Below are 23,461 nucleotides of genomic sequence, written 5' to 3' on the forward strand. Positions count from 1 at the left end.
ACGATAAAGTAAATAATTATAACTTATTCATTGGTAAGAATTTTGATGGTATTTACTATTCTCTGCATGTCTTCATTGTTATAACGAGAGTCAACAGGTACTGATAGCCACTGAGTACTAATGTTATTTATTAAATTCATTTTTGGCCAGTGGTTAGGGAGGTAGATTTTATATTCCATTAATTTTAATTTTAATTTTTCAGCGTTAGGTAATTTTAATATGGCAAAGGAATAAAAGTCTGATTCGATATTAACGATATGATCGGATAAGGAGTTTTTTAAAATAAAATAATTTTCATTTCTTCTTTTTCTTTCATCATCAATCTTAATATAAAACTCAAATAAACCAATCTGACTATTTAATGATATGCTGGTTATATCTTCTTGATTGTCTAAAATGAGTTCAGCTCTTTCGAAATCAGCTAAATAGTCCTTCTCAAGTTGTATGTTAAAATCATTGTTATGGTTAATATATTCGTACTTTTTGCTCTTGGCTTGATATTTTAATCTTGTAAAATTAGTTTCTGCCACTGGCCTTACTAATTTGTGTGGTAATTTTTTATTACTCAATAATATACTACCATCAGCGACAGATGTAATTTTTCTCAGACTATTAAAACTAAAGTAGGGGTTTGGGACTGTTGGTATTCTAGGATAAGGGAAGAATACGTCATCAATGATAAGTATAGTTTTAGCATTAATGCTCTTTGGAAGTTGTGTTAATTGTCCAAAGTAATTTATAACGTAAAGTACATCGATTTCCTGATTTATTGAGGTCCAGTCAGGTTTAAGATCAGCTTTTATTTTATAAAAACTATATCTAATATTGTACATTTCTAGCATTAAGATAATTGTTGAGCAAATATAGTCCGGTATAAAAAAGTGATGCTTTCGTAACTCCTCATTCTCTAAAATGAGTTTTAAGGAAAATCTTCCACTTTGAGTTAGGGCTTTTTGAGTGTTTTCATGAAACTCAGCTTCCCCTCCGATGGGTTTAATTCTTTGGAATGTCATAAAATTTTTTAACCTTCAAAGTGTTTAAATCATATTCCTTTAGAATATCTTTTACTTTTTTACCACTACCCCCTTTATCATATGGATTGATTACACCTTTAATCTCATCTATAAATTCACTACTGTATATTTTTTTTATTGATTGGCGTATTGAATCGAGTTCGTAATCTACATCAATAGTACTTTGGGCTCTAATTCTCCCTTGTTGTCTAGAACCTATATTAATACTTGGCAATTTAAACGATGGTGTTTCTACAATACCACTTGACGAGTTTCCAATTATGGCATCAATATAGTTAAGTAGCGATAAATAACGTTTCTGACCTAGCGAGGTAAATGAAATTGATTTATCTTTATTTATCGATACATATTTATCTATCATATCATTTATTTTTCGTCCACCTCGGTCACTATTTGCCTTAGTAAATATTAGTAGAGTGTCTTTGAGTTCATCTAGTGCTTCAAGAATAGTCTTAAATGAAGCCACAATGGAATCTAAGTTATCAGTAGTGTCTGGATGATATGTAACTAACAAATTTTTTGAAAATAGTTTTCGCCCCAAGTTCATTTCTAATTCTTCTTTTGACATGAACTGCATTGTTCTAAGATTATCTAATCCTATTTCTCCAACAGTAAATACCCGTTCTGGACTCTCCCCCATTTGAATAACTCTATTCCTATAGGGTTCAATAGCTGTAAAATGCAAGTGTGATAACTTAGTTATTGCATGACGGAACATCTCATCAAGCACTCCTTCGGTTAACTCTCCTCCACTAATATGTGCAACTGGAATATTTGCAACATTTGCGGCTAAGACAATAGGAAGTAGTTCATATCTATCCCCTAGTACAACAACAATATCTGGCTGTAGATCATCATATACCTCTGAAAATGAAATTTGAGCTAATCCCATACTTTTACTTACGCCGATGGAGGAATCTGATGAAAGTAGGATTTCCACCTTTTTGGCTATGGGATATTTGTCTGTTTCAATTTCTTTTAGAGTGTAACCAAATTCTGGTGATAAATGTGTACCTGTAGCAACCAATTGTAATGTTAAGTCTTGGTCCTTTTCGATTTCATGTAATAATGGCTTTAATAGGCCATACTCAGCTCTAGTTGCAGTAACTACACAGATTTTTCTCGTCATTTTATAAGTTCACCAGGTTGATAATCCATATTGGCAGTTGTTCCTAATATTTCACTCCAACGGCTAGGTGGTATGCCTGTGCCTGGACGCATAACCGTAAGATTATCTTCTGTTAATTTTTGACCTTTTGATATGGGTTTTGATGCAACAATACTTTTTCTGACGATAGGTATATTTTGTAATTCACTTATGCTCGGTTCTTTTATACCTGTTCCCAGCGCAACTTCTAAGTTACGTATTGCTGACACCATTTCACATAGTTCGACAGGATTTAGGCTTGCCTTATGATCGGGGCCGCTCATTTTCTTGTCTAGCGTAAAATGTTTTTCAATAATAGTTGCCCCCATCGCGACAGCTGCAATAGGAATTTCTATACCCAAAGTGTGATCTGAATAACCAACTTTTACACCAGGAAATGCATTTTTTATTGTATTCATTGCTAATAAGTTAACTTCTTGCATTGGTGTTGGATACTGTGTAGTTGCATGTAGTATCGTCACCATGTCAATGGTAATACCTGACGTTTTAAGTGTATTTAGTGCTAACTCAATTTCTGTAAGATTACTCATTCCCGTTGATAATATAATGGGTTTTCGAAAGCTAGCTATATGACTTAGAAAAGGAAGGTTCGTTAATTCCCCTGATCCTATTTTAAATTGATTTTGCAGATTATTTAGGAATGTTGCACTTTGTGTTTCATCTGGTGTTGACATGAAGATGATATTTTTATTATCACAATAGTCTTTTAACTCTACAAAGTCAGTGTAGCTGAGTTCAAGCGATTTTAACATTTCAAATTGTGTTGTCGTGTTACTTGTATTCTCAATTTGATACTGAGCCATTTTTGCTGTCGGCGTAACGAGCAGCTCTGTTTTCCAAGTTTGAAATTTAACACAATCAGCTCCTGCTTCAGCGGCAGCGTCAATTAGCGCTTTAGCGAGCTTTATATCACCATTATGATTAACGCCTGCCTCTGCAATAATGAAGGTTTTTTGTGCCATTAAATATCCTTAGGTGACATCCGATACTTCTGAAATCGTTGAATTTTTGTATCAGAATGATTTGCCTGCCATGAGTCATTGAGCTGTTTTCGTTGTACAGAATTAAAGTCTAACCCAGCGATATAAAAAGGTAAAATATCTTTAGAAAACTTAGCCTTAAATTGAAATAAGCTATCATTTTCCGATGATGTTCGCCCACCACCGAGTAACATACTTTTGCATCCTGCAGCTTTTGCTAGAACAAAGGCTTGTTCAAGTAAATAGTAATTGCCATTTTCATGTTGTCGTTCTAAGTTGTTAGCTGATAGGTGATAGTGTGCAAGAGGGCCTGACAGGAAAAAAAAACCTGCAGATAATAGTTCTCCATCAAATGCACGAATACCTAGTAATTGGCAGTTTTTATGTGTATGTAGTTTTTCAAAATATTTTTTGGGGAAATAGAAGAAACGATCAGCATTATTTTTATCCATTGTTTTCCGATAAATATTAATAAATTCATCAAGATGAATATTCTGATCTAATGTTAATTTTTTTTCGCATTTTCTAATAATATTCCGGGTTGTTTTTGAGTAGCCTTGCCAGCGTTCATGTTGCTCAGTTCGCAGATTTACGCTAATAACTCTTCGTTCTTGTAGATGAAAATCAAAAAGATTAGTATGAGCTGCTAGTTGGTTATGTGGATGAAAACGTATGAACTCACAAACAATATTTTTTGCTATACAATCTGCTCGATACAGCTGCATTGCTTCATTAATAAAATCTATATCCTGGCTGTTAGTTATTGGCCCGCCATAACCATAAGGAGTTTCGAGATCAAATAGTGCTTCACTATAATCAGGATATAAATAATTCGGAATAGGGCGCATAATGCTTAAGCTTCGGAACCATTGTTCCCCTTTGGTATATTCAAATCGATAAATACGGTCATCTTCATTTAGATAAAGTTTTGCATATTCATCTTGGAAGTAGATATCATTTGTTAATGTATTTGCATCCATATTATTGTGCTATATTTCTAGGGCTGCTAGGTAAATTTATCAGACGCTGTGATAACCATTCGGCATTATTTTGCGGTCCTTTTAGCGCATTGGAGTACATTGGCAGGGTATGAATTAGTTGCCAAACTGGTCTAGTCATAACGCCTGCTTGATTTGTTTTTTCTAGGAAAGTGCTTTTATGTGCGGGATCTGGTAGCACAATTGCGTTAAGCCAATAATTAGAATGACAACCTGATGGTTCCTGAACAAATTGATAGTCAGTTTTTTCGAAAAACATTTTATATTGACTGGCAATCTCTCTTTTTTGTGTAAGGAACTGATTGAGCTTTTTCATTTGTGCACATCCTAGTGCAGCATTTAAATTAGGCATTCGATAGTTAAATGCTGCTTCATCATGGTAAAACTCAAAAGCGTGGGGTTGCTTAGCTGTTGTTGTAATATGTTTTGCTCGTGTACCTTCATGAGAAGTTTTACACAAAATCATACCACCGCCACCGGTAGTAATTATTTTATTACCGTTAAAACTGATGCAACCATATTGACCGAATGTACCAGTATGTTGCCCTTTGTAAAAAGAACCTAGGCTTTCAGCTGCATCTTCTACTAATGTTATATGCCACTTGTTGCTTATTGAAACTAATGCATCTAGATCTGCAGGATGTCCAAATGTATGCATGGGCACCATGGCTCTGATTATTTTTCCAGTTAGCTTATGGCGACATTCGTTTTGATCTGTGATTTCAGCATGTTCGGTTAGATAGTTATCGAGCGAAATAGGACAAAGGCTTAAATGTGTAAGGGATACGTCTATAAATAGCGGTTGCGCTCCTAAATAGTGAATGGCATTACAAGTTGCTATAAATGTAAGAGATTGGCTGACTACTAAGTCCCCATGTTTGACACCGGCTAAAAATAACGCAGTGTGCAGCGCCGCCGTACCATTAACGGTTGCAACAGCAGCATTGGCTTGAGTGTATTCCTTAATAAGCATCTCAAACTGATCGACGTATTTTCCTACACTAGATACGAATGTACTCTGTATTGTTTCTGTTACTAAGTCGATTTCATCGCTGTCGAATTGAGGTGCATGTAGCGGTAAATGTTCAGGATCACCGTATAGTGCACGAATGAATTGGATAGTCTGTTCAATTGAGCATGTCATATTTTTATTCAGCCGTTGCTTTTTGACCAATTGCAATCCATTCACTTACTTTTTCACCAAGCCTGTTTTCTCGACTGATCAATTGTAATTCTAATAAGTTGAATGGCGAAAACAACGTCGTTAAGCATTTTCTGGTAGTAAATCGTGTGTATCCTTTACCTGCCATAGGGCCAGTATCGACCATAAATGCATGAGGACCGACTTGCTGACCTGTTGCATAACCCGTAGTTTTATCTGTGAACATTCGGCTAAACATTAGCCCACCAGGTTTTAATACTCTATGTGCTTCTTTATACATTGCTTGCGAATGTTCAAAACTATTTGCATAAATAGCTTCATTATCGATGACGGCATCAAAGCGATTATTTGGATAATCAAGACTAAGCATATCACCTTGTCGTAACTCACCTCGCCAGTCAGGCACTTCTACATTGAGACGATCCAAGGCCATTTTAAGTGCTGAAGGGGAGCCTTCCACACCATGTACAGTAAAACCTTCTCTGGCCATAAACCATAAATTGGCTCCAGTACCGAAACCTATCTCAAGCAGCTCAATTTCTGACCTGTTTGGTACTTTGTAAAAGTTTCTTGCAACAAAACGAATTAAGTCTTCGCCAGGATATTTTCCCCAAGCTTGGGTGGTAAATACTGTTTCCCAGATAGGATCCCATGATGCTGCCATAATGACTTTATTCCTAATTATCGATTGTAAATTGTAGATTTATATTTGCTCAAATTAGCAGGTTCAGTGAACCAAGCGATTGTTTCCTTTAGTCCCATTTCTATATCGAATTGAGGCTGATATCCAGTTAACATTCTGATTTTGCTGTTATCCCCCCATAATCTAAACACTTCAGATTGCTGAGGTCTTATGCGTTCATTGTCAGTAATGAATTCAACATTACTATGCATCTGTTGCTTAATGATTTTTAGAGTATTTTCAATTGAAATTTCATAATTTGAAGAGATATTGATAGTTTCACCTATACAAGCATCATGTGTTGCTAATGCAATAAATCCTCGGCATGTGTCCAGTACATAATTGAAATCACGTGTAGGAGATAGATCTCCTAATTTGATCTGAGTCGCGCCCTCTGCAATCTGACTGATTATTGTTGGAATAACTGCTCTTGCAGATTGTCTTGGACCGTATGTATTAAAAGGACGAGCAATAGTTAAGGGGAGTTCAAAACTATAGTAAAAACTCATAGCCATAGAATCCGCAGCTATTTTTGAGGCACTATATGGTGATTGAGGCTGTAACGGATGCTGTTCATCAATCGGGACGTATTTGGCGGTACCATAGACCTCACTTGTAGAAGTGTGAATGACTCTTGATACATTGTTTTCAAGGGCTGCTTGGCAGATGTTGAGAGTGCCCTTGGCGTTGGTATCAAGATAGCTATCAGGGGCTACGTACGAATAAGGAATCGCAATTAGTGCTGCAAGATGGAAAATCACATCAACATCTTTACACAAGTGTTTGCAAAAATGTGGATCACGGATGTCGCCACAAACAACTTCAACTTCATTGAGGCAAGCAAGATTTTCCAACCATCCCCAATAATTGAAAGAGTTGTATTGGCTAAGAGCTTTAACTTGATAACCTTGGGCTACTAACATTTCCACAAGGTGAGAGCCTATAAATCCGTCTGCACCTGTAACTAATACTTTTTTCATAATATGTCCATACGCTTTAAAAGAGACATCAAATACTAGCGTTGCTTTTTTCGCAAGTGTCGAACTGTTGAACAAATTCATATAATTCAACATTTAGATAATCTGCCAAGCCAATTAAGTCATGCCTTTGCTGTGCAGCATAAACTTGACTAATAATTTGATTTAGCGACTCTTGTGATTGTGACTCTAATTGACTTGATAAGCCTATGAGTCCATCGATTACCTTTACCATTGCTTCGGCTCCAAAGGATTCCTCTGCGAGTAGAAAATGACGAGCGGCAGCACGCAAATCATTGAGTATATAGTCAACACATATAGTCATAACTTTGATCCTAATTCATCCAAAGCTAGATACGCGCATCCCTCTATTTTAGCTCCTAGTTCACTTGTGGTGTAAAAATGAGTTTCAGGATGGATTTTGATATAACTTTCTAAAGCATCGATGTAACTAATGAAACTGAGGCTAGTTGTTACCTTCTGTTCTCGATTATTGAGAACCCATTGATGTGATGCTTGTGCCGATATATGCATGTTCAGTTCACCATCAGCCCAACCAGTATGAGTCTTATTATTTGGGAAACTTAAATCGCAACCGACCAAATACACATGTTTTGCCAGCATTTTAACGGCAAGGTCAACCGAAGTATGGAGTACACTACCACCTGTATAGAGAGTATCATGGTGTTTGACTTTTCTGAGGCTGTCGTACAATCTTTGTTTCCCGTAGGCCGCAAATCGCTTTCCCTGCCAAGACATAAGAGTTTCTTTTGCCAGTCTGGGGAAATAAACTAGTTTGATTCCTTTAGATGCTTCTGGCAGCAAATGTACCGCATCGATGTCAGCATCAATACTTACCACGATATCAGGTTTAATCCCTTCTTTTAATATTGGTTTTAGTGCTGTATCTACCGCAATAATGAGTGGTCGTTTGTTACTTTCAGTAATACGCTTTAGTTGCGGCATTGAAGCTTCTAAAGATGGGCCTGTACCAACAATAATTATATGTTCGCATGGATTAGAATAAAGTTCTGATATATCGGAATCTTCTTGAATTAATTGTTCATTTTGCTTGAAACGCTCCAATATTTGAGGGTCTTCAGCTTGATGTGCTCTTGCCGCAAAACGAGTTTGGTAATGGATTAATATTTTATTTCTGAGCGATGCGGCATCGTCATCGGCTAATACAAGCTCAGCGGAAGATGTGATAAAAGGAGTCGAAAATGAGGTCTTTAACTTAGCTAACTCTAATTCACATTTAGGACTCGATAGCCAGTCTGTTTGATCTGTATAGCTTAGCACTAGTCGTGTGACCGCTAAGTTAAGCAAAGTCACTGTTAGTTTTTCTAACGGATAATGAAGTAATAACTCACGAGGCAAATCGCCTAGCCCTAAACCATATAAATATATTGAGTGACTTTGCAGGGGCAGTTGGCTGATATTGAGCTGCACTTCTGCCATACGGTCATGGCGGCTACTCAATTGGATACCATCTACACTTATAGTTTGGTTCTTACCTTGGACAAGGTGAGCATCAAGATGATCTATAGATTGGTTTTTTATCGCAGAAGCGACTTTAGGCCATCGAACCTCAATAATAGCAATATTTGATGTGAACAGGTTGGTCATTCCGCATCCTCGGGGATTGCTTATTCGAGCACCAGCTCCGTCACTATCTGGTCTCTCCACAGGAGACAGTTCGCGACATTAACGGAAATTATTTGAAATTAATAAATCATTATAAAACATGTTGTTAAGTGTGTTTTGTGCGATTTTGACATTAACCAAAATTACTGTATTTTAGTCTAAATTAATCCCTATGGTGGCACATAGGCGGCACAGGATTTAAGGCTAAGTCATTATGAGCATTGAAACAAGCTTCACAAAACGTGCTTTCGAACAGCTCGAAATCGGTCAAAAACGCTTCAGAATCGCCGATTTCGGCCATCGAGACTCAATTAATGGATTAATCTTAGATGTTTTCCCATCGGGAAAAAAGGTTTTTCGCTTTCGCCGCAAGCATTTAGGTAAAGACGTCACAGTGACGATCGGGGAGTTCCCGCATTTAACCATAGAGAATGCCCGTAAGCAGGCTAAGTATATTGCCGTAGACTTGGCCGAAGGTATCAATCCTAATGAAGCAAAGCGCCTTGCAAAACAAGAAGCTGAGCGCAAAGAAGCCCTGTCAATGACGGTTCAACAGCTGTTTGAATCCTTCGAAGCCGAGTTTATGGTCAAAATTAAAACGGGTGAACGGCGACTCAATTCCCTTAAGGATATTCACTCGATTTGGAAGAATCATATCCAGCCGCGCATTGCCCATTTACCGATTGATAGCATCACTCAAGTTGAAGCTGAAAATCTGCTTAAGCTCATCATCACCAAAAACTCTGCTGCTGTTCGTAACAAATGCCTGACCTTGCTCAAGTCGATGTTCAATGAACAACAAATCAATCCCTTTGGCCGTATCAAAAAATTGGCGGCCGTGAAGCGTGAGCGGATTTTGAATCAGCATGAGGTAAGGGCATTGCTTGAGTCGTTAGAATTTGAGCCACCACTTTACCGTGATGTGGTCATGCTGTTGCTGCTAACGGGTCAGCGTAAAAGCTGCGTGTTCAGTATGGAGTGGCGCGAGATAGAGCATCAGCGCGGGGTGTGGATTATCCCGACCAGCAAGATTAAATCGAAAAAGCCCCATGCCGTGCCACTTACTAAAGAGGTCATGGCAATTCTTGAGCGCCGAAGCAATGAGGCGGTGCAGGGGGATAAATACGTGTTTCCTGCCGAGCGTAGTCATTCAGGCCATATCACTGAAAACGCGGGTAAGGGGAGTTTCTGGTATCGCATCACCGAGCGGGCAGGGCTGCGAAGTCCTGAGAAGTCAGCAACAGCGAAAGAGGTTAATGTCACTATCCATGACTTAAGGCGTACCATCGCCAGTTGGAGTGTGATGCGTGGCGGCAATATTCAGACCACCAGTAAGCTACTCGGCCATAGTGATATCAGTATCACAGCAAGCACCTATGCTCATCTGGATGTCGAGAATGTCAGGGCTGAGTTAGGTATCACCACGGCGCAGCTATTAGGGACTTATGTTCAGGAGTCGAGGGTGGATAAGTTGGTGAGGGAAATTGAACAGCTCTCAGAAGAGGAGAGAAGAGAGCTGTTTGAGAGGCTTTCGATTATTTAGCCAGCTACGGTCAAACCCTTGGCGTTTATACTCTCAGAACTTTTCTAGTGTAAAACCATTAGAAACCTGCATCGAAGGATGGAGTGCTAAGAAGCTTGTCTTATTCACTTTATTACGGTTCAGGAGGATGAGCCAAAAGGTGTTGAGTCGGTAAGGTATAAACTGGGAACACTTGCAAGAAGTAAGTTGGTATTGGATGTTAATAACTATGAGGTAAAAGTAGTAAGAAACTGAAAACGATGAATAACGAATCTGTACATTCAGATAAATCATCGTATAAAGTAGCTCTGAAAAGGACAACTTACTTGGCATTGAATATTGGAAATTTCGTTTTCATCAAAAGAGCTTAGGGTTATTTGCGAGCAGCAGTGCGAAGCTGATAGGCAGCTGGGTGAATCTGTCGCTCGAGTATTAAGGGCTAGGTTAACGGACTTATTTGCTGTAGAACGATATGATGACATGCCTCTAGGAAATGTACGGATTGCGTTCATTGATTCGGAAGAATGCATTACAATTGACATCAAGGACGGAGTGGTAATGTGTTTGATTTCTGGACACATGAATACACCTAGAACACTTGCTAAAACGATAGATTGGGCCAAGGTAAGTAGGTTAAAATTAGTATATATAGGTACAAACTTATGATTCGCATGGATGACTTCAACCCTGATTGGGTATCACCTCCTGGCGATACAATAATAGGCTTGCTTGACGAGTTTGGTTTTTCTGTTGAAGAATTTGGACGAAGAATCGGTTTACCACGCAGCAAAACTGATAAGTTACTTAGTGGTGATGTATCTATAGAGGATTCTATCGCTTACAGATTAGAGTCAACCTTTAATGTTTCATCTCAGTTCTGGTTGTCGAGGGATGAGGTCTATCAGAATTTTAAAAAGAAGACTTTGGAGAAACAAAAAGGATGGCTTGATAGTCTTCCTATCTCTGACATGGTCAAATTTGGGTGGATACCTAGATCAAATCAAAGTACCAATCGTTTTGTTGATTGTCTTAAATTTTTTAATGCATCCTCTATCAATGAATGGGAAGCTAACTTCAGACAATCTTTACCTGTCGCATTCAGAAAATCTTTAACTTTCAAGACCGATCCTGTTTCTGTTTATACTTGGCTCAATCAAGCTAAAAACCTTTCCTCAAATGTAAGGTGCTATCCTTGGGATAGAGGTATGTTATTAGAGTCGATACCTTTGATTAGATCGTTGACAACAGAGCCCGAGCCGTCAGTTTTTCTTCCTAAGTTAAGAAAAATTTTTGCAGATTCTGGTGTAGCATTTGTTGTTGTGAGTACTCCATCTGGATGCCGAGCAAGTGGAGCAACTTGTTTTTTTGAAAAAGAAAAGCCGACGATAGTAATGAGTTTCCGTTATAGGACTGACGATCATTTTTGGTTTACATTATTTCATGAAATAGCACACCTTGTATTACATGGTACTAATCAAGAGGTTTTCTTAGAGGGAACTGGTGTAACAGAGTGTGACAGCTTTGAAATAGAAGCTAATGAATTTTCATCTAATATTCTGATTCCAAAAGAGTATCGAAGTGAATTGTTAAAGTTAAAGAAAAATGATTGGAAAAAAATAGTTCGTTTTGCAAAGAAAATAGGTGTTTCCAAAGGAATTGTTTTGGGACAGTTACAACATGTCGGTAATATAGACCATGCTTATCTCAATCGATTGAAAGTAAGATATACATGGTCTGATGATTAGCCGCCAAAATACCGATAAGCAGATGGTGATTTTTGCCAATTGCATAAAGCATCCTCTAATACTTGGGAGGATAGAATATCTATTGGTAAATACTCTGCTAATAAATTCAAATTTTGATTTAATTCTTCAACACTATAGTTAGAATCTTTGTTTCCAAAAAACAAAAAACTTGTTCCTCTTTTGGGGCCTGTTGCACCAGAGAGATATAGGTTTTGCGGTTCTATATTTTGCAGTGAAAACTTTCTGAGCATTGTCAAATAGTCAAATTTGGCTGTTCTACCAAATGATAATATGCCTTTCATGGATTTATATGCGACATCAAATAATTCATATTTATTATTAACATTGTTTGAGTTTGATAGATCTAAAAACCTCGTTTCATGATCTTTACTTACACCAACCCAATCCACATATGTCTGTACAACAGTTTGAAGTGGTCTACTCGAATTATAATTCAATGACTCATATTTTCTGTGATTTCCAAATTTTCTTTGTGGCTTATTCTTTTTAATTTCTATGCTAGCTTTTCTGAACCATAAAGAAAAATCATTTGGATTATGAGATACTCTATTCCAAGTCCATAATTCCTCGCCCAAACCGCCATAAATATCAGCACATAGTTTCCAACCTTCTTTCTTATGCTTTCCAAAGTGTGTAGCTAGAAAAATCAACCAATATGCCTCATTTTTATTGTTTTCCCTTATATGTAACCATGCGGCTCGTAATGGGTCAAATATATCAGAGTGAGGGTTTTTTCGATGTTCAGAAATATGTTTTTTGTTTATTTCTTCTATAAATCTTATTCTTCTAATGCTATCAGTAATTTGCATTGATAAAGAAATATAGTTTTCCACTCTTTGTAAGCCTGCTAGCTTAAATTGTTCGTGTTCGAATGCTTCAATACCGCTAATGATATCACTAATGTTGTCAAACCTTTTTTGCATGTTATTCCCTTCTATTTTCTTTATGGCTTTTGATTTCTTGATTCTTTCTCTGTTATTTATTAAGCCTTGGTATTTTTTGTTAGTTATTTTTTTTCTAACTTCACTGGCATACCTTAAATCTTGAAAGTTACCTGATTCTTTCTTGTTATAAAACTGCAAAAGTCTTAAAATATCTTTCCAGTAATCGCAAAGGTCCAGTTCATTAATATTTAAGTCAATACCATGCCTAATTTCACTTTCGAATTTTAATAGTTCATTTCTAATGCTAAAGAATCCAATGCAAGGCATTTCATCCATAATGCTATCAGTTGCTTGAAATCCTTCATTAATAAAACGCTTTGCGGAGTTAATGTTTTTATTATAGATATGTAGACTCGCAACATAGTGGTGGTAGATACCTAATCCGCATTCAAGCTCTTTTGCGAGCATTTCTTGCAACATTGTGAATACGAATATGTCGTGAGGTAAACCAATATATGCATCATTTGAACGCATCATTGTAAACATATGAAGTTTTTTATTTCTAACTACAAACTGCAAGTTAAGAGTGCACGGGATATCTTTATAATCCTCGGCTAAATCAGATGAGTCGAACAGTTGTATTACAGCTTTTCTTGTTCCAGTTCCAATTTTTAATTGTTCTATCACTCGTTTTATTTGATCATACTTTTCATGCATGTTGAAAAGTCTCTTTCCATAACCACCATGAATTGAACCATCATCTTCTACAAAGGTACCATACTTAGGTATATATTTTGCTATGTGACAGCCATCATTACTACCTGAAAGATACCAAAATAATTCTCCTAAGCAGCTAAATATTAAACCTCGAGATTCAGTCCTGCTCACCCTTGCAATAGGGTTAGTTAACCTTAGTTCGCATCCGAGCACTTCGATGTTTGGTCCTTTGCTTGCGTTGTTATTATGACCATGATTTAGAATATGCTCAAAAACGTCGTGCATTAGATCATCTAATGTAGCTGCTTCAAAATTCACAATTCCCTCTGCATTAATCTAATATGATTTTTTATTATGCGCTGAGTGTTTTTTGTACACGTTACTCATATCATCTCCTATATTACTAAATTTGTCATCGACTCTATTCGTTTTCCGTACACTTATTGACAGAACTCCAAGTGAGAGCAAAAAGCGTTTTTCTGAACCTGAGACTTAGTTGCCAGCGTCCATGTGTGGACGCGGGTGATGATCTCTACGCCGAAAGAGACAATCCCCTTTAGATGGGTTAGTGCAGCATCGCCATAGCGTTTGGTTTTTAGTTGCTGGTCGTTTTCATTGACAAATTCAGGATTGGATTCTGCAATTCTTGCATCTAATCCTGAAGCTAATTCCGAAGTCAACTCCGCATCTAACCCCGAAGCTAATTCTGGAGCCACTGCAACAGTTCCTGAAATAATCTCCTGCATTCCTGAATCGTAGCCCTGAAATTCCCGAGATGGTTCTTGTATGTTCCTGAAAGCGTCCAGCAATTGAATCTCGGAATTTTCGGGATGATTTCTGCATTTTTTCTGGCTATTCCCGCATTCCTGCAATGCGTTTCGGGATTGTTGTTGGATTAATGCGGCAATTGGCTTGCTTTGTGTGTTAGTAGCTCTATTGCTGGTAGCTCTAGCTTGGAGTGCATTGGTTTGGGTTTTGTATAGCGGACGAATGGTTTGCTCGACACGTTTACAAAACACGCCACCCATAAGCTGAGTGTATAAAGTCCAATTGCTGCTGTCGGCTGCTTGACGAATGACCTCTATCCAATCAAGTGACGGATCTTTAATTGCGTCAAGTCGTCTTAACTCGCGCCAAGGAGTAACGCCAACGCCACCAATTTGTTGAAACTGGCGAATGCCCCAACAGGATGCCCAAACTTTGATTCTGATTGCTGAGCTTGAGGCATCTTTGCCGTAGCTGTCGTATTCGATGCCTTCTCCATCAATATTCTTGTAGATGTATTTCATTATGTAGCCAGTGGCAGAACCTTTGGCTGGGTCAATATATTCCACCTTAAAGCGACGCTCTTTTGCGCCTTGCTCGTCACCATCTTCTTCTAAGCAATAGTGAGTGAAGGTATCGACTAAGGTTTGCTGTTGCTCGGTTGGGATGAATAACAACAAATGCCAGTGCGGGGTGCCATCGTGGTGCGGCTCTGCTACCCGAAAGCCGAAAGGGGTGACTTGTTCACGGGCAAGGGTGGCACGAATGCGGGCAAAGGTGCGATTTAAGTATTCTTGGGCAACTAGCGGAGTTGCGCCGCTCCAATTGGGATTTTCATCGCCCGTTCTGGCAAAACAGCGATGGTATTTAGACGGTGTTGTCATGGTTAAGAATAGGGCGCTATAGCCCATTTCTTTGGCGTAATCTTCAAAGCCACGGATGCGAACCATCAACTCGGCCTTACGAATGGCGGGATTAGAGACATTGAGTTTGGATAATTCGGCAAGATTTGCACTATAGCCGTGTTCGTTGGTGGCTATGGTGTTTTCTAATAGCTGTTGATTGCTCTGCCATTGGGTTTGAAAATTGCTGACGGTAATGTTACTGGCATAAATACCTTTTTGTTTACAGACCAAATTGAGTTCCCGTGAAATGGTTTCAATTTGCAGATTGCGCTGTTTTCTTAATTTCCGTTTCCACCAAATTTCATCGCCAGCGCGGGCGAGTACGCCATAGACTTGGGCAAGCTCAACGTCATCAAGTGTGTCCAACTTAAGATGGTTGATAATTGTCTCGCTCAGTTTTGGCGGCTTAATGCTATAGCACGCCATGTAATGTAATAGCGTGTTGTAGATAGTGAGTAATCCCTTACCTTCTGCTTGCGCTGTGATCTGTATACAGCGGCGGGCGTGTTGCTTTGCCTTTGCGCTTATATCTTGCTGCTCAATATTCACATGGTAGAAATGTTTGTCTTTACCCATAACGGCGGCAATGCGTTTAGTCAGGTGCAGCACGCTCAAATTGGCCTCGCGGCGGTTTGGCTTGCTACGATATTTCCGCATAATCGCTATACGATGAGGTGAGGGTAGGCCATAGAGTTTATTCTCAAGCCATTGCTTATCGTGTTCATGAACATTAAGCATGTGCTTTTACCTCGCTGTTAGTCAGTAATTGCTTACCTCGCTCGTTAAGCGATAGCTTTTGCCAGCGAATGCCCATTTCAAAAACGGTGGATTCGGTTAGTAGCCCTTCACGCTTTAATCTAAATAGCGTGCGTTTTTGAAAGTGGCCGTTAAAGGTTTCAATACCGTCAACTTTGCCAAAGTCGCTGCAAATTTCTGAGCACAGGCAAAGGCTATTGCCCTTTGAAAGCCAAAGGGCAAATTCCAATTGTTCTTCGGTGAGCTTGGGCATGGGGATAGAAGAGGAGGCCATCATTTTTTAACCTCCCCGTTATGTAATGGAACAGTTTGCTTTTGGTCAGTGGCTTTTAAGGTGTACCCGTTAACAGAGTCAGAGCTTGTTAACGGGTACACCTTTTCGATTTCGGTCTCTGTACCCGTTAACGGGTACTTGGACTCGTTATATAACCTAATGGTCTCTAGGGATTGTTGAAGTGTGTGGTCGATCATCGCTAATTGAATGATGACGCAAAACAGGAAACCGAATTTAAAGAGTGTGATCATAAACCCTCCCGTTAACGAAGGATTCAACATCGCTTTGGCGGTACTTAACGCTGCGGCCAACTTTAACAAAGCGCAATGGGTATCGGCCAGTACAGCGCCAAACGGATAAGGTGCCGATGGTGACTCCGAGAAATTCGGCGACCTCGGTCGGGCTGAGTAATAGATCGTTCATGGTAACTCCTGATTAATGTGGATTTGTCAGGAGTTAAGATAATCGTGAGGGGTTAGGGTGTATGCGTTTGTCAGGCTCAAAAAGGTGTTTCTCAGGGTGAGAAACACCTTTCAACAGATTACAGCCTTGAGAGTTGTTTCTGAATATTGAGCATGGCTTCAACTCGTTTGGCTACCAGTGGCTCATGCTCAGAAGGTAGTTGTGGGAGAGTGAGCCCGCTATAACCATCAGCAAATACAGGGCCATCGAAATCATGTTCCCAAATCTCGCCTGTATATGAGTTAACTAGGTACATATCATCCCTTTCTAGATCAATATGATTTGCTTTAGCAAACTCTAACCATGAATGCTGTTTTATAAGATCTGTTTCGGACTCAACTAACTCTGCTAACTGTTCTCTATAAGGTTCTTGAAAGGTCGCTAAGGTTTTCCACTGAGAAATAAATTCTGATTGTTGTTCAGATAATGCGTACTCATCTAGTCCCCACAGTTCAATAGCTACATTTACTACAAACTCAGCATTAACTTGGTAGCAGATCGATTGTTTAATGCTTGTAAATATTTTGGATGATATGAGTTCTTCGATATTTGGCGTTGGGAGATCACTGATTGAATGGATTTTTACAAAGGTGTCTAAAGCCTGTTTTGCTGGTAACAACTCAGCGTAATTGTCAGCCCATTTCTTTTGAGCTTCCCCTAACTCTTCACCTGCGAGTTGACGTTGATACCAGTGTTCGCTGTATTCCCCCTGCGTGACACTTGCGTAGTGTTCAACTAATAGTAACAACTCTAAAAGCTGAGAATCTTTAACCCCATTATTTGAAGCATTTTTTAGAGCTACAAACATTGAAGGGATATAGATTTTTAATCCTTCAAAATAAAAATACTGCTCATTAAGCTCAATGTTACTTTCTAGGTAGCTAAGAACTTGGCGATTGATCAGTGCGGGATTGACTGAGTTTACTGAATCCAATTCACAAGTCACTATCAGAGATAATTCCTTGCTGGTCTCATGATTTACTCCCATAGAAATAGCTCTCTGAATGCAGCGAACATTTGCTTCATCAGAATTAGGCTTTTCAAGCTTTGTACTTACATCAGAATTTTTGAGCGCTGCAAAACTCTTTTGCCCGTAATAGGCTGCAATCAACTCAAATATTTGCGCTCGGCTGATTTTGCATTTAGCTAAATTTTTAGCTTTGTTGTGAATGTTGTGTGCGTGGTTAGATAGTGAACACATAAATAGACTCCGCGGCTGAGTGCGAATTGCATTTAAGCATAACCACATGCGATTACGGCGAGGCTTCTCAACCTAGTCATTTATGTAAATTGGGCTTTATTTTGAGCAGAGATTTTTCTCTTATAGCCTGTTTTCACTCGCATGTAAGTGGGGCGGGCGCCTAAAATGAATCTATCTGATCTATCACATAGATTCAAGTATCGCTGCTTGTTTGGTTATTTTTGGCTTTTAAAAACCAACGATATACAGTCTCTATCCCTTGGTACTCGCTGGTGAATGGATGACCAATACTATTAGCATACTGGTTAATATCTTTAAAAAATCTTTGTGAGGCTTGCTTGGGATTTTTGGATGGCTTTTCAGAATAAAGTTTAAGAGCAAAATCTTTTCGCAACCGATTCTTTGAGTGACGTTTATCTTGTCCTTTTGACGAATGGCTACCTGACGTTTCAATTACCCCTCTATGTTTGGTTACCTCTTCTTGAAGTGATTGGTAACTTTCATTTTCAATGATCAATACCTGTTTTGCGAAAAGGCGATTTAGTAGGTTGGCTGCTTTATTCAGCCCTGCCATATGACAAGCCATCATCGCCTGCAAAAATTCGGCAATTGCTTCTGGTTGGCTATTGATTAAGGTAAGCAATGCTGCCTCATCCTCATCACTGGCATCTGCCTGAATTGGAAAATCGGCATTGGCAAACTTTCGAACAGTGTCCATTTCGGGGAGTGGTTCATCGCTTGGAGGGAGTGACAGCATCTCACTAAAAAGCTGAACTATGGTCTGCTGTTCTTCAGCAAGGATGTTCTGGCTGTCGGGACATTTTGCTAATTCTTTTGCTGCTGTATCTTCTGAAGTTCCTCGGGGGATTTTATCGGAGACAGAAGAAGGCTTAGTCATGGCGCTAAACATCATTTCCATGTCTTCGAACATTTGGTCTTTTTCGGGAGAATCTGGAAGAGAGTAAAGAACTTTTAAGAAGTCAGGTTTTTCAGGAATGGCGTTTTGCTCGATGATCCCTTCAAGCGTTTTAGTGAACTTTTCTTGCGATGAAGTTTCCGTCATAAAGCTATTTTCCCTGTTCGTTAACTCATAGGGAAAAGTATTAAAAATAGGGTTAATTGTCTATAACTGAGATGAACAGGGCAAAACGAGGATTTTTGAAAATGTTACGAAAAAAATTCTAAAAAACGTCATACCTATGGCGGCACATAGGCGGCACAGGATTTTTGGTTTTTCGTAAATTGTTGAATTTTATAGATAAAAATAGTTTTATGGTCTCTCCACAGGGACTCGAACCCCGATCGGCCGCTTAGGAGGCGGCTGCTCTATCCTGTTGAGCTATGAAGAGACGCCTGTGATTATACTGGTTTTATCTTTGATTAAAAGGCTTATGATTTAGTTGCTTAAATCTTAAGCGCGATGTCGTTTATCTGTACATTGTAAGCCGCATTTTGGTCAACGAGGACTGCCGTTGCACTTTCTTCGCTGACTTGTTCGATTTTTACCGTTGCCCGGCTCTTGGTGGCGACGGCACGCATTTCGTTGAGCCTATCGGGCAAGTTTTGTTGTAACACGACCTGGAATTTATCACCAACTCGAATGCCGTGTTTGCGACCTAAGTTGAGGATAATCCTGTCGCCTTGACGGCTGACGACTTGCCCCAACAGTGGCCTACAATTGAGCGTGTTGTCTATATCTCGAGTTGCTTCTTGCATGATTTGGCTAATATTTCTACCATAGGATGAACGCCAAAATCGGTCACTATTAGGGGCAATAATGGCTTGTTCTTCAAACTCCCAGGGGGCAGAGGTACTGTAGGTTTTGCTCCACACTTCCTCGCCGCTAATGCCGTGATAGAGACTGAGCTTAAATTGGAATTGTCTGAGTGGCGCTTCGTCCCACCATCCCATAAAGGTAGATTGCACAGGCTCAGTTGATATGTCGATGATTTGTGGCAATAAAATATATTGGCTATCGGTGATTTCACTTAACCAACTGGGGAGTCGATAGCCGCGGATATCGACAAGTTCCTGTGCGATATCAAGCCGTTCTTTGGCATGGATATGGCTAAAACCAGTGGATGAGTAGCCATCAATGCTATTACCCAGTTTCTCGGAGATGACTTCTTCAAATCCAGAGAGTTGTCCGTAGCGTAACTGTGCACGGTCTTTTATTTGCGCTTGGGGGATTAAGATGGCGGCTTTTAACTGCCCAGCAGGGCATTGCTGGGTGGGGTCATCATTAAGATCGAGCCTGAGGGAAACATAAATTTTGCTGCCTTCAATGCGCTCGCTCACCAATTGGATGCTAATCGCCTGAGCATAACGATTAATCGCAAAGCTGTTTTGCGTCAGATTGCCGTTAGTCGTTTGCTGCTCACTGCTGATTTGGATACCCGTACTGAGTGTGGCATAACTCACAGCCTGATTGATGGCTTCTTCACGCGCTTGGGCGATATTGCCATTGGTGATCACCGCTTCGCCACTGGCCTCGACCCATTCGGCGTTTGCCTGTGCAGCAAATAGCAGTAGGCTGCTGATTATGAGCAAGTTCTTTCTTAGTATGTTCATCAATAAGCCCTTAACTAAATTTGCTGGTATGAGTCAGTTTACTGGCAGTGCTTTATGACTCTAAGCAAATTGTATGCCTGATTTATCGTGGTATAGGGATAAAGTTATCAATAGATTTGTCGATAATCTGGAGAGTTCATTAAGCGCATTATTTTGACTTGGTCTAATACTTGCTTGCTTTATGGCAAAGATTGCGGCTCCCACCGAGCCACATTGATATTGATGATGAGGTTACTCCTATGCTGAAGCGTGCATTCATTCCTCTGGCACTGTTAGTGCTGGTTGGGTGTGCGACTAAACCCGTGGCACCGCCCAAACCTAGCTTAGCAGACGGCAATGGTTTGCCGCCTACGGCGACGATTAATCATCTCGCGCAGCGAATTGTGACTGAGTTAGTCAAACAGAATGATGCACTACGTCCCGACCAACCTATCGTTGTTGCCACGCCTGTGTTAGTTGGGGATTTGAGTAGCACCAATGCGCTGGCGCAGCAGCTGCAGCAAGGGCTGATGACATCTTTGCATAGCTTTATGTTTAATGTGGTGGACTTGAATTTAGGTGATGGCCTGAGTGTCACTGCGAATGGCGATTTTATTTTGACGCGCGATTGGCAAAAGCTTTCGACCAATTTACCCGTTGATCATATCGTGGTGTCGACCATGAGCCCGACAACCAATGGCATGGCAATCAATACTCGGATTGTCACCCTAAGTAACAATCGTGTGGTATCAGCCTCTCAAACCTTTGTTACCCAAAAAGAATTAAGCAATTACATGCAGCCCTCTGAGCAAGTTATTTCTCAGGATGGGATTTTATATCGCCAGTCGACCCCAGGTATGAATGAGGTTCGAGTGTTAGGAGATGGAAAATGAAACGCTACTTATTAATTGTTGCGGCGCTCCTTCTTACTGGGTGTGCAACTAAAGATAGATATGTTCAGTGGGAAGATGTGCCCCCGAGTAGTTTTCCTAAACTGACGGCAATAGGTTACGCCCCGCTAGCGACTCAACCGGCCAAAGAGCAGTCCCAACGAGTTTTGATGGCGATGCAGGCGTCAAAAATCGTGGCTTATCGTGAACTGGCTGAACAAGTGTATGGACAGAAGATCACCGCCAATAGTAGCGTGAGTGATTGGATGCTGACAGATGATAATGTTAAAGCGTCTGTGACTGGGGTGATCCGCGGCGCGAGAGTGGTAAAAAGCTATCCGGCAGGGGACCACTATGTCACTGAGTTAGAACTTGATTTTGCCAAGGTATGGCAGATTTACCAACAGCAGAGTCGTCCACAAAGAATTAAAGAGGTTACCTATTTTTAGCGCTAGGGTAGGTTTTAGCGCTAGGTCAGGATGACTGCTCGTCGTGCTGTACCGATAAACAAAAGCCGTGCTCAGTTGAGCGCGGCTTTTGTTTATATCCCGTTTACTTATGATGCATGATTTACGCTTTTAAATCATTGCCTAAGCTAGAAAGGGTCGAGGTTCTGCCTTTATCGTTATAAGTCAGAGTAGTTGCGTTTCGGCTCGCCTGTAAGGCTTGGGCAAAACGGTTTAGACTCGCTAGATTCATCTCGATCAGACTGGCATTTTGAGCGTTTAGATCCTTACATTCGGCAAGGGCCTCTTTTACGGCGGCCATTTTATGGGATAGTTCTACTTGCGAGGTGAGTAAGGATTTATCGCTGTGATTGGCCAGTAAGTCATCATTGGCCTTAAGTTCTTGCAGGCATGATGATTTTTGCTCCGCAAGCGATAAAAGCAAATCGGCGTTTTGGTCAACCAAAGCGCCTTTTTCCTTAAGAATAATCTGTTTAAGAACAGCCAAATGGGCGTGTTGTTGATCTACCAGTTTAGCTATTTCTGTCATAGTTACTCTTTATTGAGGTCATTCAATTCAGCTTCGAAGCTGGCAATGTTGGCCGCCAACTTTTCGGGGTCAATTTTATAGCGACCTTCGGCAATCGCTTGTTTAATCTCAGCGACTTTCTTTTGGTCTACTTCAGGTAGGCTGGCCATTTTGGTTTGAGCTCCTTGTAGCTGTTGAGCTTGAGCCGTAATGACAACTGAGTCACCTTTCTGTTGAGTCGATTTAGCTGCAACCTGAGTCGATTGCTCACTTTCGTTGCTTTTCTTTGTTGTGTTTGAACGGACTTGCGCGGCCGCTCCGGCGTTAAATTTGCTAATATCAATTGCCATTTTAGGCTCCAGCGTCGTGTATACGGGGATTTCTTAACTGGGGTATCGGCAGCTCATCGAAAAGCTTTAGTTTATTTTACATTCTAACTTCGACTTCGCCAATGGCCGTGACTATGGCATCTAGTACTTTGTTTGAACTGCTATTTTTGACCCTAATTTGGTCACCAATATTACCATCCTGTAGCGCTTCGCCTACGGTTTTTAGCACAAAATTGCTGGAACGCACATAAATTGATACTGAATCATTCTTACAAACAAAACAAAGGTTATTGGCAAAAATAGGGAAGTTTTTGGCGACACGCCGTTTTACCCGTACTCCTGAAAGTTGGCTGGTATCGCTAAATTGCATACCGCGTAAACTATTTTGGTCGACGTAACGGATTTCAACCTGTGTTGGGCTGATCAGTTCGCCAGGTGCCAGTGTTTCGCTGGCGACCACAACCGGGAAAAGAATATCGACCCGCACCGACATAAAAATCTGCCAAGGGTAGGCTAAATCGGGTGTATCACAGCTGACTTTTACCGTGTTATTGCGGCTGATCTCTCGGTCGGAGGCGAGCTCGACTCGAATGGGGGAGGCACATTGAGAAGGGAGCAAACGACTGTCTATCGTTTGCGGAAGGATTTCAACTTTAGCGTTAGATGGCTCTGAAATCTTTTCATTAATAAGAGCTTTAGCTAATTCGGATATCGCCGATATGCTAGGTACCACGGGCTCGGCATTGGCCTTAGTGGCGAAGGAAAGGGCGATGATACTCAAAAAATAGACTAAATTTACTTTCATAATGAAGAGACT

Annotated in this window: 23 protein-coding genes and 1 tRNA gene; 4 read left to right on the forward strand and 20 right to left on the reverse strand. The window is 40.1% G+C overall.

What is annotated here, in order from left to right; translation table 11 throughout:
- Positions 1–23: 23 nt before the first annotated feature.
- Genes K0H60_RS06695 through K0H60_RS06735 form a run of 9 tightly spaced genes read right to left on the reverse strand, consistent with a single transcriptional unit; the run spans position 24 to position 8,630 of the window.
- Positions 24–1,013 carry a hypothetical protein gene (locus K0H60_RS06695; protein ID WP_220057649.1) on the reverse strand — a complete coding sequence of 330 codons (990 nt, stop codon included), beginning with the start codon at positions 1,011–1,013 and terminating at the stop codon, positions 24–26.
- Entirely contained in the window at positions 994–2,163 is a 1,170-nt protein-coding gene (gene neuC / locus K0H60_RS06700) for a UDP-N-acetylglucosamine 2-epimerase (protein WP_220057650.1), read from the reverse strand. Before neuC ends, K0H60_RS06695 begins: the two co-directional genes overlap by 20 nt.
- Positions 2,160–3,164 carry an N-acetylneuraminate synthase gene (gene neuB / locus K0H60_RS06705; protein WP_220057651.1) on the reverse strand — a complete coding sequence of 335 codons (1,005 nt, stop codon included), beginning with the start codon at positions 3,162–3,164 and terminating at the stop codon, positions 2,160–2,162. The genes neuC and neuB overlap by 4 nt, the downstream gene beginning before the upstream one ends.
- Positions 3,164–4,162 carry a GNAT family N-acetyltransferase gene (locus K0H60_RS06710; RefSeq protein ID WP_220057652.1) on the reverse strand — a complete coding sequence of 333 codons (999 nt, stop codon included), beginning with the start codon at positions 4,160–4,162 and terminating at the stop codon, positions 3,164–3,166. Before K0H60_RS06710 ends, neuB begins: the two co-directional genes overlap by 1 nt.
- Before the next feature lies 1 nt (position 4,163).
- Positions 4,164–5,324 carry a LegC family aminotransferase gene (locus tag K0H60_RS06715; protein ID WP_220058128.1) on the reverse strand — a complete coding sequence of 387 codons (1,161 nt, stop codon included), beginning with the start codon at positions 5,322–5,324 and terminating at the stop codon, positions 4,164–4,166.
- 4 nt (positions 5,325–5,328) lie between these two features.
- Positions 5,329–6,006: a class I SAM-dependent methyltransferase gene (locus K0H60_RS06720; RefSeq protein ID WP_220057653.1), complete on the reverse strand. Its 678-nt coding sequence runs from the start codon at positions 6,004–6,006 to the stop codon at positions 5,329–5,331.
- Between the two features lie 17 nt (positions 6,007–6,023).
- Positions 6,024–7,004 carry an NAD-dependent 4,6-dehydratase LegB gene (locus tag K0H60_RS06725; RefSeq protein ID WP_220057654.1) on the reverse strand — a complete coding sequence of 327 codons (981 nt, stop codon included), beginning with the start codon at positions 7,002–7,004 and terminating at the stop codon, positions 6,024–6,026.
- Positions 7,005–7,032: 28 nt separating this feature from the next.
- Positions 7,033–7,326: a hypothetical protein gene (locus K0H60_RS06730; RefSeq protein ID WP_220057655.1), complete on the reverse strand. Its 294-nt coding sequence runs from the start codon at positions 7,324–7,326 to the stop codon at positions 7,033–7,035.
- Positions 7,323–8,630, reverse strand: a complete 1,308-nt coding sequence (locus tag K0H60_RS06735) for a motility associated factor glycosyltransferase family protein (protein ID WP_220057656.1) — start codon at positions 8,628–8,630, stop codon at positions 7,323–7,325. The genes K0H60_RS06730 and K0H60_RS06735 overlap by 4 nt, the downstream gene beginning before the upstream one ends.
- Before the next feature lie 232 nt (positions 8,631–8,862).
- Here K0H60_RS06735 and K0H60_RS06740 point away from each other — a divergent pair, with 232 nt between their 5' ends.
- Positions 8,863–10,191 carry a tyrosine-type recombinase/integrase gene (locus tag K0H60_RS06740; protein WP_220057657.1) on the forward strand — a complete coding sequence of 443 codons (1,329 nt, stop codon included), beginning with the start codon at positions 8,863–8,865 and terminating at the stop codon, positions 10,189–10,191.
- A gap of 641 nt (positions 10,192–10,832) precedes the next feature.
- On the forward strand, positions 10,833–11,915 hold the full coding sequence (locus K0H60_RS06745; protein WP_208662068.1) for an ImmA/IrrE family metallo-endopeptidase: 1,083 nt from the start codon (positions 10,833–10,835) through the stop codon (positions 11,913–11,915).
- On the opposite strand, the gene K0H60_RS06750 is transcribed toward K0H60_RS06745, so the two are convergent.
- From K0H60_RS06750 to K0H60_RS06785, 8 genes are all read right to left on the reverse strand, one after another.
- The gene (locus K0H60_RS06750; RefSeq protein ID WP_220057658.1) at positions 11,912–13,855 is read right to left on the reverse strand and encodes a thymidylate synthase; all 1,944 of its coding nucleotides are present in this window, start codon (positions 13,853–13,855) and stop codon (positions 11,912–11,914) included. The two genes, K0H60_RS06745 and K0H60_RS06750, sit on opposite strands and share 4 nt — an antisense overlap.
- Before the next feature lie 122 nt (positions 13,856–13,977).
- Entirely contained in the window at positions 13,978–15,945 is a 1,968-nt protein-coding gene (locus tag K0H60_RS06755; RefSeq protein WP_220057659.1) for a replication endonuclease, read from the reverse strand.
- Positions 15,938–16,240, reverse strand: a complete 303-nt coding sequence (locus K0H60_RS06760; protein ID WP_220057660.1) for a hypothetical protein — start codon at positions 16,238–16,240, stop codon at positions 15,938–15,940. The genes K0H60_RS06755 and K0H60_RS06760 overlap by 8 nt, the downstream gene beginning before the upstream one ends.
- Before the next feature lie 231 nt (positions 16,241–16,471).
- On the reverse strand, positions 16,472–16,660 hold the full coding sequence (locus K0H60_RS06765) for a helix-turn-helix domain-containing protein (protein ID WP_220057661.1): 189 nt from the start codon (positions 16,658–16,660) through the stop codon (positions 16,472–16,474).
- A gap of 118 nt (positions 16,661–16,778) precedes the next feature.
- A complete protein-coding gene (locus K0H60_RS06770) occupies positions 16,779–17,900 on the reverse strand; it encodes a hypothetical protein (protein WP_220057662.1) in 1,122 nt (373 codons plus the stop codon).
- Between the two features lie 193 nt (positions 17,901–18,093).
- Complete coding sequence (locus K0H60_RS06775; protein ID WP_220057663.1) at positions 18,094–18,963, reverse strand: hypothetical protein; 870 nt, start codon at positions 18,961–18,963, stop codon at positions 18,094–18,096.
- A 210-nt stretch (positions 18,964–19,173) separates the two neighbouring features.
- Positions 19,174–19,249 (reverse strand) — tRNA-Arg (locus K0H60_RS06780).
- A gap of 55 nt (positions 19,250–19,304) precedes the next feature.
- Complete coding sequence (locus tag K0H60_RS06785; RefSeq protein ID WP_088212017.1) at positions 19,305–20,471, reverse strand: flagellar assembly protein FlgT; 1,167 nt, start codon at positions 20,469–20,471, stop codon at positions 19,305–19,307.
- A 239-nt stretch (positions 20,472–20,710) separates the two neighbouring features.
- Here K0H60_RS06785 and K0H60_RS06790 point away from each other — a divergent pair, with 239 nt between their 5' ends.
- On the forward strand, positions 20,711–21,343 hold the full coding sequence (locus tag K0H60_RS06790) for a FlgO family outer membrane protein (protein WP_220057664.1): 633 nt from the start codon (positions 20,711–20,713) through the stop codon (positions 21,341–21,343).
- On the forward strand, positions 21,340–21,789 hold the full coding sequence (locus tag K0H60_RS06795; protein ID WP_220057665.1) for an LPP20 family lipoprotein: 450 nt from the start codon (positions 21,340–21,342) through the stop codon (positions 21,787–21,789). The genes K0H60_RS06790 and K0H60_RS06795 overlap by 4 nt, the downstream gene beginning before the upstream one ends.
- Positions 21,790–21,910: 121 nt before the next feature.
- Here K0H60_RS06795 and K0H60_RS06800 read toward each other — a convergent pair whose 3' ends face one another.
- From K0H60_RS06800 to flgA, 3 genes are all read right to left on the reverse strand, one after another.
- A complete protein-coding gene (locus K0H60_RS06800) occupies positions 21,911–22,336 on the reverse strand; it encodes a flagella synthesis protein FlgN (protein WP_088212015.1) in 426 nt (141 codons plus the stop codon).
- 2 nt (positions 22,337–22,338) lie between these two features.
- Entirely contained in the window at positions 22,339–22,665 is a 327-nt protein-coding gene (flgM, locus tag K0H60_RS06805) for a flagellar biosynthesis anti-sigma factor FlgM (RefSeq protein ID WP_220057666.1), read from the reverse strand.
- 76 nt (positions 22,666–22,741) lie between these two features.
- Positions 22,742–23,449 (reverse strand): flagellar basal body P-ring formation chaperone FlgA, encoded by a 708-nt coding sequence (flgA, locus tag K0H60_RS06810; protein WP_220057667.1) that lies wholly within the window; start codon positions 23,447–23,449, stop codon positions 22,742–22,744.
- Positions 23,450–23,461: the final 12 nt, after the last annotated feature.

It is taken from the genome of Shewanella mangrovisoli, from assembly GCF_019457635.1.
Taxonomy (GTDB): domain Bacteria; phylum Pseudomonadota; class Gammaproteobacteria; order Enterobacterales; family Shewanellaceae; genus Shewanella; species Shewanella mangrovisoli.

Coding starts and splice junctions, on each gene's coding strand:
- K0H60_RS06800 (WP_088212015.1), bottom strand. CDS start 22,336: ATGACAGAAATAGCTAAACTGGTAGATCAACAACACGCCCATTTGGCT.
- K0H60_RS06740 (WP_220057657.1), top strand. CDS start 8,863: ATGAGCATTGAAACAAGCTTCACAAAACGTGCTTTCGAACAGCTCGAA.
- K0H60_RS06760 (WP_220057660.1), bottom strand. CDS start 16,240: ATGATGGCCTCCTCTTCTATCCCCATGCCCAAGCTCACCGAAGAACAA.
- K0H60_RS06775 (WP_220057663.1), bottom strand. CDS start 18,963: ATGACGGAAACTTCATCGCAAGAAAAGTTCACTAAAACGCTTGAAGGG.
- K0H60_RS06785 (WP_088212017.1), bottom strand. CDS start 20,471: ATGAACATACTAAGAAAGAACTTGCTCATAATCAGCAGCCTACTGCTA.
- K0H60_RS06735 (WP_220057656.1), bottom strand. CDS start 8,630: ATGACCAACCTGTTCACATCAAATATTGCTATTATTGAGGTTCGATGG.
- neuC (WP_220057650.1), bottom strand. CDS start 2,163: ATGACGAGAAAAATCTGTGTAGTTACTGCAACTAGAGCTGAGTATGGC.
- K0H60_RS06730 (WP_220057655.1), bottom strand. CDS start 7,326: ATGACTATATGTGTTGACTATATACTCAATGATTTGCGTGCTGCCGCT.
- K0H60_RS06695 (WP_220057649.1), bottom strand. CDS start 1,013: ATGACATTCCAAAGAATTAAACCCATCGGAGGGGAAGCTGAGTTTCAT.
- K0H60_RS06745 (WP_208662068.1), top strand. CDS start 10,833: ATGATTCGCATGGATGACTTCAACCCTGATTGGGTATCACCTCCTGGC.
- K0H60_RS06755 (WP_220057659.1), bottom strand. CDS start 15,945: ATGCTTAATGTTCATGAACACGATAAGCAATGGCTTGAGAATAAACTC.
- K0H60_RS06770 (WP_220057662.1), bottom strand. CDS start 17,900: ATGTGTTCACTATCTAACCACGCACACAACATTCACAACAAAGCTAAA.
- K0H60_RS06795 (WP_220057665.1), top strand. CDS start 21,340: ATGAAACGCTACTTATTAATTGTTGCGGCGCTCCTTCTTACTGGGTGT.
- K0H60_RS06710 (WP_220057652.1), bottom strand. CDS start 4,162: ATGGATGCAAATACATTAACAAATGATATCTACTTCCAAGATGAATAT.
- K0H60_RS06720 (WP_220057653.1), bottom strand. CDS start 6,006: ATGGCAGCATCATGGGATCCTATCTGGGAAACAGTATTTACCACCCAA.
- K0H60_RS06725 (WP_220057654.1), bottom strand. CDS start 7,004: ATGAAAAAAGTATTAGTTACAGGTGCAGACGGATTTATAGGCTCTCAC.
- K0H60_RS06790 (WP_220057664.1), top strand. CDS start 20,711: ATGCTGAAGCGTGCATTCATTCCTCTGGCACTGTTAGTGCTGGTTGGG.
- K0H60_RS06765 (WP_220057661.1), bottom strand. CDS start 16,660: ATGAACGATCTATTACTCAGCCCGACCGAGGTCGCCGAATTTCTCGGA.
- flgM (WP_220057666.1), bottom strand. CDS start 22,665: ATGGCAATTGATATTAGCAAATTTAACGCCGGAGCGGCCGCGCAAGTC.
- K0H60_RS06715 (WP_220058128.1), bottom strand. CDS start 5,324: ATGACATGCTCAATTGAACAGACTATCCAATTCATTCGTGCACTATAC.
- flgA (WP_220057667.1), bottom strand. CDS start 23,449: ATGAAAGTAAATTTAGTCTATTTTTTGAGTATCATCGCCCTTTCCTTC.
- neuB (WP_220057651.1), bottom strand. CDS start 3,164: ATGGCACAAAAAACCTTCATTATTGCAGAGGCAGGCGTTAATCATAAT.